This window comes from Acinetobacter sp. USHLN143, from assembly GCF_037145695.1.
Lineage (GTDB): Bacteria > Pseudomonadota > Gammaproteobacteria > Pseudomonadales > Moraxellaceae > Acinetobacter > Acinetobacter fasciculus.
Genome location: NZ_JBBCWZ010000252.1, coordinates 1 through 331, shown reverse-complemented (window position 1 = coordinate 331; position 331 = coordinate 1). Strand labels below are relative to the sequence as shown.

The following is a 331-nucleotide window of genomic DNA, read 5'->3' as shown; positions in this document are numbered from 1 at the left end:
ATCCCCAGTCCATCATGCACCAGTACTTTCATGCGATGGCCACGTTTATTACAGAACAGGTAAGCACAATGCGGTTTGATGTAGCCAAAGGCTCTCACCACCTGAGCCATGGCCGTATCCATGCCTGCTCGCATGTCCATGGGCTGGGTAGACAACCAGATTTCATCGATACGGATCATGTTGCCAGTGCCTTGAGTAATTCTGCTAAAGCAGATATTTTTGATACTTGCCATTTCAAGCCAATTTCTGCTTTTGAGTGGGGTAAAGTAATTTGAACCGTTAACATGTCAGTAGGAGTAGGATCTAATGGTGCAGAGCAGGATAAGGCAAT

At 45.9% G+C, this 331-nt stretch carries 1 protein-coding gene; it reads right to left on the bottom strand.

The genetic code is table 11. The features are described from left to right. On the bottom strand, nt 1-179 hold a 179-nt coding region (gene tnpB / locus WFH18_RS18615; protein WP_415270679.1), incomplete at its 3' end, for an IS66 family insertion sequence element accessory protein TnpB. Nucleotides 180-331: the final 152 nt, after the last annotated feature.